Annotated in this window: 9 protein-coding genes; 2 read left to right on the forward strand and 7 right to left on the reverse strand. The window is 65.5% G+C overall.

Annotated elements, in window-relative coordinates; translation table 11 throughout:
* Positions 1-57: 57 nt before the first annotated feature.
* The 7 genes from K0S66_RS14615 to K0S66_RS14645 form a co-directional block, all read right to left on the reverse strand.
* Positions 58-804, reverse strand: coding sequence for an HAD-IIB family hydrolase (locus K0S66_RS14615; protein ID WP_301076198.1), 747 nt, complete (start codon positions 802-804; stop codon positions 58-60).
* Positions 801-1601 carry a Cof-type HAD-IIB family hydrolase gene (locus K0S66_RS14620; protein WP_301076199.1) on the reverse strand — a complete coding sequence of 267 codons (801 nt, stop codon included), beginning with the start codon at positions 1599-1601 and terminating at the stop codon, positions 801-803. Before K0S66_RS14620 ends, K0S66_RS14615 begins: the two co-directional genes overlap by 4 nt.
* Positions 1602-1611: 10 nt before the next feature.
* Complete coding sequence (gnd, locus tag K0S66_RS14625; RefSeq protein ID WP_301076200.1) at positions 1612-2595, reverse strand: phosphogluconate dehydrogenase (NAD(+)-dependent, decarboxylating); 984 nt, start codon at positions 2593-2595, stop codon at positions 1612-1614.
* Between the two features lie 119 nt (positions 2596-2714).
* Positions 2715-3839 (reverse strand): transaldolase, encoded by a 1125-nt coding sequence (gene tal, locus K0S66_RS14630; RefSeq protein WP_301076201.1) that lies wholly within the window; start codon positions 3837-3839, stop codon positions 2715-2717.
* Between the two features lie 120 nt (positions 3840-3959).
* Entirely contained in the window at positions 3960-6014 is a 2055-nt protein-coding gene (gene tkt, locus K0S66_RS14635; protein WP_301076202.1) for a transketolase, read from the reverse strand.
* Positions 6015-6080: 66 nt separating this feature from the next.
* Complete coding sequence (gene rpiA, locus K0S66_RS14640; protein WP_301076203.1) at positions 6081-6758, reverse strand: ribose-5-phosphate isomerase RpiA; 678 nt, start codon at positions 6756-6758, stop codon at positions 6081-6083.
* A gap of 41 nt (positions 6759-6799) precedes the next feature.
* Positions 6800-7693 carry a crotonase/enoyl-CoA hydratase family protein gene (locus K0S66_RS14645; RefSeq protein WP_301076204.1) on the reverse strand — a complete coding sequence of 298 codons (894 nt, stop codon included), beginning with the start codon at positions 7691-7693 and terminating at the stop codon, positions 6800-6802.
* Positions 7694-7962: 269 nt separating this feature from the next.
* Here K0S66_RS14645 and K0S66_RS14650 point away from each other — a divergent pair, with 269 nt between their 5' ends.
* Positions 7963-8397, forward strand: coding sequence for a MaoC family dehydratase (locus K0S66_RS14650; RefSeq protein WP_227771102.1), 435 nt, complete (start codon positions 7963-7965; stop codon positions 8395-8397).
* 85 nt (positions 8398-8482) lie between these two features.
* Positions 8483-9638: acetyl-CoA C-acyltransferase (locus K0S66_RS14655; protein WP_301076205.1), on the forward strand; the 1156-nt coding region annotated here is incomplete at its 3' end.

Below are 9638 nucleotides of genomic sequence, written 5' to 3' on the forward strand. Positions count from 1 at the left end.
AAAACGGGGCCGCGAGTCATGCCCGCGACCCCATGGTCTCTCATGGTCGACTGATGCTTACTTCTGGCAGGCGACGATCGCGGCTATGACGCTGAGCGTTTCCTGCGGGTCGCGTACGCGCACCGTATCCAGCCCCAGTTCCTTGGCCGGATAGTCATTGCCGCCCGGGAAGATCGCGTCGCCGATGAACATCATCGAATCGAGCGGAATGCCGCTTTCGTCGCGCAGCCGCTTCAGGCCGTAAGCCTTGTCGACGCCCTCCTGCGTGATGTCGATCGAGGTCGCGCCGCCCATGTTGATCGAGAGGCCCGGCAGCCGCTTCTTGAGGTCAGCCTGGATAACCTTGCGCTTGGCGAAATCAGGATCCCAGGTCTCCTTGGCGTGGATCGGCGCCTGCTGGCCGAGCGCGGAGAAGGTGATCTGGCTGCCGCGATCCTCGATCCGCTCGCCCCAGGTCTGTTCGGGGACGAAGCCGGTCGCCTCCAGCGCCTCGTCGAAGGCGGTCAGGATCTTCTTCTTCTGCTCGTCGGTGAACAGTTCGGCATAGACCGAGCCCCATTGGCCGTCGCGGAAGGTGTACAGTTTCGTGCCCGTCGTCGGCATCAGCCACAAGCGCGCGCGATCCGCGTTCTCCGGAAGCTGGCTGGCGACCTGCTTGTCGAACTGCGGCCAGTCGCCGCCCGAGATCACGGCCACATGCGCAACCGTGAGCAATTCGGCGAGCGCGGCCGCCATGTCCGGCTGGATCGCCTGCTTGCTCTCCGCGAGCGTGCCATCAAGATCAAAGGCAACGAGTTGCTTCACATCATTCTCCCAAGGATGAACCGGTCAATGGCGTGCGCGACGCCGTCTTCGCTGTTGGCGATGGTCACGTCGCCGGCTTGCGCCTTGACCTCGTCGGTCGCATTTCCCATCGCAATGGCACGATTGGCGCGGGCGAACATCGGCAGGTCGTTGGCCTGATCGCCGATGACGATGGTGCGGTCGAGCGAAAAGCCGAGCGCATCGGCCAGCATGGCGACGCCATCGCCCTTGTTGGCGCGGGTGGCGGTGATGTCGAGATAATAGGGCTGCGACTTGGCGATCGTCGCCTGGTCGCCGAACTGCGCCACCAATGTATCGCGGAGGCCGTCGAGCACGGCCGGATCATCGCTGACGAAGGTGATCTTGTCGGCATGATCCAGCAGATCATCGAAGCCGGCGCAGATCACCGGTTCCTGGTTGGACGAGACACGCTCGCTGGCGACGTGCGGATTGTCCACGCTGGTCGCGTACCATTGGTCGCCGGCGAACAGCCAGGTGTCGACCGGCAGGTCGCCGGCCTGCGCCACCGCGCCGCGCGCCACATCGGGATGGATGCGATGGTGACACAGGATCTCGCCGCCGCGCAGGAACACCGTTCCCCCGTTGAACGCGCCCATCGGCACGTCGAGGCCAAGCGCCTCCGCGATCGGCGCGATGCCGGACATCGGCCGCGCGCTGATGATGGTGAAGCCGAAGCCGGCGTCCTGCAGCCGTTTCACGGCCGCGATCGTGCCGGGCGTGAGCTGCTTGGCGGTGTCGACCAGGGTACCGTCGACATCGCTGATGAGGAGCATCATTGCGGGCGGCTCACTGCGGGATTTCGACGTGGCCGCCAAAGCCGTAGCGCATCGCGGAGAGCAACTTGTCCCCGTACATCTCGTCGATGCGGCTGCGGTAGCGTGCGAACAAGGCGGTGGTCAGCACCGCGACGGGCGTCGCCTGCTCCATCGCGGCGTCAATCGTCCAGCGTCCCTCGCCTGAATCGGCGACCTTGCCCGAGAAGCGCGACAGCGTCTGATCCTGCGCCAGCGCCGAGGCCGTGAGGTCGAGCAGCCAGGAGGAGATCACCGAGCCGCGGCGCCATACCTCTGAAATCTCGGCGAGGTTGAACTCGAACCGCTCGTCCTCAGGCAGATGCTTCACGTTGCGGCCCCACAGGACGTCGAAGCCTTCCGCATAGGCCTGCATCAGGCCGTATTCGATGCCGTTGTGGACCATCTTCACGAAATGGCCGGCGCCGGCGCGGCCAGCGTGGATATAGCCCTTTTCCGCGCGCGGATCGCATTCGTCGGCACGGTTGGGCGTACGCGCCACGCTGCCGACGCCAGGTGCCAGCGTGTCAAAGATGGGATCGAGCAGATCAACCGTTTCCTTGTCGCCGCCGATCATCATGCAATAGCCGCGCTCCAGCCCCCAGACGCCGCCCGAGGTGCCGACATCGACATAGTGCACGCCCTTTTCGGCGAGCGCCTTGGCGCGGCGTACATCGTCCTTCCAGAAGGTGTTGCCGCCATCGATGATGATGTCGCCGGCGGCGCAATTGTCGCCGCACAGCGCCTGAATCGTGTCCTCGGTCGGCGCACCCGCCGGCAGCATCACCCAGAAGATCGCCGGCTTGTCGAGCTTCGCGCGCATGTCGTCGAGCGAGGCGGCAGTGATCGCCCCCTCCCCGCCGAGCGCCGATACCGCTTCCGAATCGCGATCCCAGACGACGACTTCATGCCCGCCGCGCATCAGGCGACGCGCGATGTTGCCGCCCATCCGGCCAAGGCCGATGATGCCGATCTTCATATGTATTGGCTCCACGTCACTGCCATTCAGGCTTCGCCAGCCGCGAGACCCACCAATGGTGGCACGTCAGGGGCCGGCAAAGCGCGAACGGGGGAACGAGTGCTTCCGTTCCCCAGCAATCAGGCGTCGGCGGGGTGTTTTGCCTCGATCGAGCCGAGCAGATCGTCGAACGACTTGCTGAAGGAGGCAACGCCCTCCTCCACCAGCCGCTCCGTCACGCCGGGAAGATCGAGCCCGAGCCGGTCGGCATCGGCCAGCACCTTGCGCGCGCCGTCCAGATCCTGGGTCAAGGTGACCGCCGCCGTGCCGCGCTCACGATAGGCGTCGAGCGTCTTGGGCGGCATGGTGTTGACCGTGTCCGGGCCGATCAGCGTGTCGACGTACAGCGTGTCGGGATAGTCGGGGTTCTTGGTACCCGTCGACGCCCACAGGAGGCGCTGCGGCTGCGCGCCCTTGGCGGCGAGCGCCTGCCAGCGGTCAGAGGCGATGAAATCCTGATACCAGGCATAAGCGAGCTTCGCGTTCGCGATCGCCACCTTGCCCTTCAGCGCCTTTGCCTCACCGGCGTCCGGGCCGCCCTTTGCGACCAGTTCGTCGATCTTCTTGTCCATCTCAGCGTCGATGCGGCTGATGAAGAAGCTGGCCACGCTGGCGATCCGGTCGATCGGCTCACCGCGCGAGGCGCGCAGTTCCAGGCCCTCGACATAAGCGAGCGCGACCGCCTGGTAGGATTCCTGCGAGAACAGCAGCGTCACGTTGACGTTGATGCCGTTGGCGATCGTCGCGGCGATTGCCGGCACACCCGCCGGGGTGCCCGGGATCTTGATCATCAGATTCGGGCGATCGACCGCCTGCCACAGCTTCTGCGCCTCGGCGATCGTGCCGTCGGTGTCATTGGCGAGGTAGGGCGACACTTCGAGGCTAACGTAGCCATCCTTGGCGTTCAGCCGGTCATACACGGGACGCAGCGTTTCGGCGGCAGCCTTGATGTCCTGAATCGCGAGATGTTCGTAGCGGTCCATCGCGGACGCGCCGGGATTGGCCCTGTCGAACGCCGCCAGCGTGCCGTCATAGGCCGTTCCCTCGCCCATCGCCTTCTGGAAGATGGTGGGGTTGGAGGTGACGCCGGTCACGCCGTCCTCATCGACCAGCTTCTGAAGGCCGCCGGCCTCCAGAAACTTGCGGTCGACGAAATCGAGCCACACCGCCTGGCCGACACCTGCGAGATCGTTGAGCTTGCCCATCAGTCCTGTCTCCGTCCGTTCGTGCCGAGCGAAGTCGAGACACGTTGGCGTCCATGTCGCCTGCCCGTCCAGCCCCGACCCTCGACTTCGCTCGGACCGGACGGGTTCGTTACCCTAGAGTTAGGCAGCCATGACCTCTTTCGCCACCTTCACGACATTGTCGGCGGTAAAGCCATATTGGTCAGCGAGCTTCGCGATCGGTGCCGAGGCGCCGAACGTGGACATGGTGACCGTGCGGCCTTTCAGGCCGACGTAGCGATCCCAGCCGATCTCGCCGGCCATCTCGATCGCGACGCGCGCCGTGACGCCTGCGGGCAGAACGCTGTCCTTGTAGGCGTCGGACTGCTTTTCGTAGCGGTACCAGCTGGGCATCGAGACGACGCGGCTCTTCTTTCCGTCGGCGATCAGCTTCTCATGCGCCTCAAGCGCCAGCGTCACTTCGCTGCCCGTCGCGATCAGGATCACCTCGGGGGTGCCGTCGCAATCCGCCAGCACATAGCCGCCCTGCTTCACGCCATCGGCGCTGGCATATTTGGTGCGATCGATCGTCGGCAGCGCCTGGCGCGAGAGGACCAGCGCGGCGGGCTGCTTGTGGCTTTCGACGATCGCACGCCAAGCGACGGCCACTTCGTTGGCATCGGCCGGACGGAAGGCGTCGAGACCCGGCGTCGCGCGCAGCATGACCAGCTGCTCGACCGGCTGGTGGGTGGGGCCGTCCTCACCCACGCCGATCGAATCGTGCGTGAATACCCACACCGCTCCCAGTTCCATCAGCGCCGACAAGCGGACCGGCGGACGCATGTAATCGAGGAACACGAAGAAGGTGCTGCCGTAGGAGCGCAGCCCCGATAGCGCCATGCCGTTGACGATCGCGCCCATCGCATGTTCGCGCACGCCGAAGTGGAAGTTGCGACCGGCGTAATTGTCGGCCTCGAACGATGCCTCGCCCTTGATGTCGGTCTTGGTGGACGGCGCCAGATCGGCGGAGCCGCCGATCAGCCACGGCATCTTCTTGGCAATCGCATTCAGCACCTTGCCGCTCGAATCGCGGCTGGCGAGCCCCTTGGCATCGGCCTCGAAGGTCGGGATGTCGGCATCCCAGCCGTCAGGCAGCGTGCCGTTCAGGATGGCATCGACTTCCTTGGCGAGATCCGGATGCGCCTCGCGATACTTGGCGAGGCTGGCCTCCCACGCCTCGCGCAGCGGCGCGCTGCGTTCTACCATCGCACCCTCGAAGCCTTCCTGCACGCCTTCCGGCACGTAGAAGCTCTTGTCCTCGGGCCAGCCATAGGCCTGCTTGGTGAGGCGGACATTCTCTTCGCCCAGCGCCTCGCCATGCGCCTTCTCGCTACCGGCGCGCGGGGAGCCCCAGCCGATGATCGAATGGACGATGATCAGCGTCGGCTTGTCATTGGTGGCGCGGAACTGCTCGAACGCCTTGGTCAGCGCGGCGACGTCATTGGCGTCGTTCACGTGGATGACGTTCCAGCCATAGGCCTGGAAGCGCATGCCGACATCCTCGTCGAACGCGAGGTTGGTGTCGCCTTCGATCGAGATGTTGTTGCTGTCGTAGATCCAGCACAGGTTGGACAGCTTCAGATGGCCCGCGAGGCTAGCGGCCTCCGCAGCCACGCCCTCCATGAGATCGCCATCGCCGCAGAGCGAATAGACGTCATGGTCGAACAGCGTGAAGCCGGGCTGGTTGTAGCGCGCCGCCATCCAGCGCTCGGCAATCGCCATGCCGACCGAATTGCCGCAGCCCTGGCCGAGCGGGCCGGTGGTCGTCTCGACGCCGACGGTGTGGCTGTATTCGGGGTGACCCGGCGTCTTGGAGCCGAGCTGGCGGAAGGCCTTGATATCGTCGAGGCTGACTGCCGGGGCGCCATCGGGCTGCTTCACGCCGGCGAGATGCAGCAGCGAATAGAGCAGCATGGAGGCATGGCCGACCGACAGCACGAAACGGTCGCGATTGGCCCAGTGCGGGTGCGCGGGATCGTAGCGCAGGAACTTCGTCCACAGCGTGTGGCCGACCGGCGCCAGCGCCATCGGCGTGCCGGGGTGGCCGGAATTCGCCGCCTGCACCGCGTCCATCGACAGGGTGCGGATGGTGTCGATCGCCAGACGGTCAGGCGTGCCGTCCTCATGAACGTTCGCGGGATTGGCGGTGTCGGTCATCGGAGGCCCTCGCTGAATGGGTATCGAACGCCCGGGCAAGTGCCCGGTTGCCGAGTCGCGGCCCCTCTAGTCGCTCCGTCCGTCGCGTTCCAGTCGCGCAACGATCCCGTTGGTGGCGATATAGGCGGCATCCACCTCGTCCAGGAACAGGCCGTGACCCAGCGCGCCGGGGATTTTGCCGATCACCCGCGCGAGGACCCGCGGGTCGGGCATGGGATCGAACCGGCAGTCGGCGACGAGATTACCATTGTCTGTGGCATAGCCGGGGCGCACCACGACATCGGCACCGAGCGTCGCCAGTTGGGCGACGACGAAGCTGCGAGCAAAGGGCAGAACCTCGACCGGCACCTTGGCAGCGCCGATCGCGGCCACCCGCTTCGACCCATCGGCGATCACCACAAACCGCCGTGCTGCGGCGGCCACCGCTTTCTCGCGCAGCATCGCGCCACCTGCGCCCTTGATTGCCCAGAGCCGATCGTCGACCTCATCGGCGCCGTCGATGGCGAGATCGATCATGGAATAGTCCGCGAAGTCGCGAACGGTGAGGCCGGCGGCCCCTGCCGCGCGCTCGGTCGCGATGCTGGTCGCCACGGTCTGCACGCGCAGCCCGCGTGAGACCCGCTCCCCAAGGGCCGCGATGGCGAAGGCCGCGGTGGAGCCGGTGCCGAGGCCCACGACCATCCCGTCGAGCACCTCCGCCACCGCCGCCGCCGCGGCCAGCCTTTTGTCATCCTCGACACTCATGCCGCGTCATAACGCGGCAGCGCGTCGTTAGACCCTGTGGTTCAGCCGTAGCGCTGTTCTTCCCACCAGGGGAAAAAGTCCGGCATGTTGGACGAGACGCGATCGGGATAGTTGGGCGTGCGCTTCTCGAGGAAGGAAGTGACGCCTTCCTTCGCGTCGCCCGAGCGGCCGCGTGCCAGGATTGCGCGGCTGTCGATCTTGTGCGCGTCCATCGGGTGCTGGAAGCCGAGTCCGCGCCACAGCATCTGGCGGGTGAGCGCGACCGAGACCGGCGCGGTGTTGTCGGCAATCTCGCGGGCGAGTGCATTGGCGACCGCCAGCAGCTCGTCACCCGGCACCACCTGCTTCACCAGCCCACCGTCGAGTGCCTCCTGCGCGCTGAAGACGCGGCCGGTGTAGCACCATTCCAGCGCCTGGCTGATGCCGACAACGCGCGGCAGGAAGAAGCTGGACGCCGCCTCCGGCACGATGCCGCGACGAGCGAAGACGAAGCCGAAGCGCGCCGAGTCGCTGGCGATTCGAATGTCCATCGGCAGCTGCATGGTGGAGCCGACGCCGACCGCCGCGCCATTCACCGCGGCGATCACCGGCTTCAGGCATTCAAAGATACGCAGCGTCAGACGGCCACCACCGTCGCGCGCTTCTTCCATCTCATAGGACAGCCCGCCCTGGCCGCTGCCATGATCGGGGCGGTCGCTGCGATTGTCATAGTCGAACGTCTTGGCGCCGGCAGACAGATCGGCGCCGGCGCAGAACGCCCGGCCAGCGCCCGTCACGATCACGCAGCGAACATCGTCGTCGGCATCGATCTTGTCGAAGGCGTCGATCATCTCGGCCATCATCGTGCCGGTGAACGCATTCAGCTTTTCGGGACGGTTCAGCGTGATCGTCGCCACGCCATCCTTCACGTCATAGATGATCTGCTCGTAAGCCAAGCTGCCTCTCCTTTGTCGCGCCGCCCCTCCGGCAGCTGTCTTTATCACCATAACATTATTTATGGTGGCAGGCGCAAGGCGCGACCGATGCCACAGCGCCGTAGCGGCAGTTTTCGAAGATGGGGTTCGTTCAGCCGCCCTGTTCAAGCGGCGAGTTTCCAGCTTCCGGTCGACAAGGCTTGCGGGTGCGCGGGCCAACCGACTAGAGGAGTGCTGCACCCGCGAACGGGATGAGGAAGCCAAGGGGAGTCTTCGTGAACGCAGACGAGATGAAGGCCGCGATCGGCAAGGAAAGCGTGTCCGAATGGGTCGAAGTGACCCAGGAGATGATCAATAAGTTCGCCGACGCGACCGGCGACCACCAGTTCATCCACATCGACCCGGAACGCGCCAAGCAGACGCCGTTCGGCACCACCATCGCCCACGGCTTCCTGACGCTGTCGCTGCTGCCGCTGCTGTCGGCCAAGAACCCGGACATGCCGCGGCTCGACGGCGTGAAGATGGGCGTCAATTACGGGGGCAACAAGGTTCGCTTCCTGGCGCCGGTTCCGTCGGGATCGCGTGTGCGCGGCCGTTCCAAGCTGACCGAGTTTGATGAGAAGCGGCCCGGCCAGTATCAGTTCACCACCGAGACCACGATCGAGATCGAGGGCAGCGAGAAGCCAGCGATGATCGCCGAGTGGATCACGCAAGTCTTCACCTGATATTCTTCCAACCGCCGCCCTCCCCGGGGAGCGCCGCCCGCATCAGCGGGCGGACCGGCAACATCTACTACCAAGGATCTAGAACATGCGCTCCGCCGTCATCGTTTCCACCGCCCGCACGCCGATCGGCCGTGCCTATCGCGGCGCCTTCAACAACACGCTGTCGCCCACGCTCGCCAGCCACGCGCTCAAGGCCGCCGTCGAGCGCGCCAAGATCGACGGCGCGGAAGTGCAGGACGTGGTGATGGGCTCCGCGCTCCAGCAGGGTGCGCAGGCGACCAACATCGCACGCACCTCACTGCTGCGTGCCGGCCTCCCCGTCTCGGTGTCGGGCATGTCGCTCGACCGTCAGTGCGCATCGGGCCTGATGGCGATCGCCACCGCCGCGAAGCAGATCATGGTCGACAACATGGATGTCACCATCGGCGCGGGCGTCGACAGCATCAGCATCGTCCAGACGCCGCAAATGCGCGTGCAGCCAGACCCCGAGTTGGTCGCGATGCACAAGGACATCTACATGCCGATGCTGCAGACCGCCGAAGTGGTCGCCAAGCGTTATGGCATCAGCCGCGACGCGCAGGACGAATATGGCTTCCAGTCGCAGCAGCGCACCGCCGCCGCTCAGGCCGCCGGCAAGTTCGATGACGAGATCATCCCCGTCACCGCCAACATGGCGATCGTGAACAAGGAGACCAAGGAAGTCTCCTACAAGGAAGTGACGCTGGCGAAGGACGAGGGCAATCGCCCCGACACCACGCTGGAGGGCCTGAAGTCACTGAAGCCGGTGCTTGGCCCCGATCTCAACATCACCGCCGGCAATGCCTCGCAGCTGTCGGATGGCGCATCGGCCAGCGTGCTGATGGAAGAGAAGCTGGCCGAGAAGAAGGGCCTGACGCCGCTGGGCCGCTATGTCGGCATGGCCGTCGCCGGCACCGAGCCGGACGAGATGGGCATCGGCCCGGTCTTCGCGATCCCCAAGCTGCTCGAGCGCTTCAACCTGAAGATGGACGACATCGGCCTGTGGGAGCTGAACGAGGCCTTCGCGGTGCAGGTGCTGTACTGCCGTGACAAGCTGGGCATCCCCAACGAGCTGCTGAACGTGAACGGCGGCGCGATCTCGATCGGCCACCCCTATGGCATGTCGGGCGCGCGCATGACCGGCCACGCGCTGATCGAAGGCAAGCGTCGCGGTGCAAAGTATGTCGTGATCACGATGTGCGTTGGCGGCGGCATGGGCGCAG

It is taken from the genome of Sphingomonas sp., assembly GCF_029239295.1.
Taxonomy (GTDB): domain Bacteria; phylum Pseudomonadota; class Alphaproteobacteria; order Sphingomonadales; family Sphingomonadaceae; genus Sphingomonas.

What these genes read in the sequence shown, in the direction of transcription:
- K0S66_RS14620 (WP_301076199.1), bottom strand. Translation starts at nt 1,601, where the DNA reads ATGATGCTCCTCATCAGCGATGTCGACGGTACCCTGGTCGACACCGCC.
- gnd (WP_301076200.1), bottom strand. Translation starts at nt 2,595, where the DNA reads ATGAAGATCGGCATCATCGGCCTTGGCCGGATGGGCGGCAACATCGCG.
- tal (WP_301076201.1), bottom strand. Translation starts at nt 3,839, where the DNA reads ATGGGCAAGCTCAACGATCTCGCAGGTGTCGGCCAGGCGGTGTGGCTC.
- tkt (WP_301076202.1), bottom strand. Translation starts at nt 6,014, where the DNA reads ATGACCGACACCGCCAATCCCGCGAACGTTCATGAGGACGGCACGCCT.
- rpiA (WP_301076203.1), bottom strand. Translation starts at nt 6,758, where the DNA reads ATGAGTGTCGAGGATGACAAAAGGCTGGCCGCGGCGGCGGCGGTGGCG.
- K0S66_RS14650 (WP_227771102.1), top strand. Translation starts at nt 7,963, where the DNA reads ATGAAGGCCGCGATCGGCAAGGAAAGCGTGTCCGAATGGGTCGAAGTG.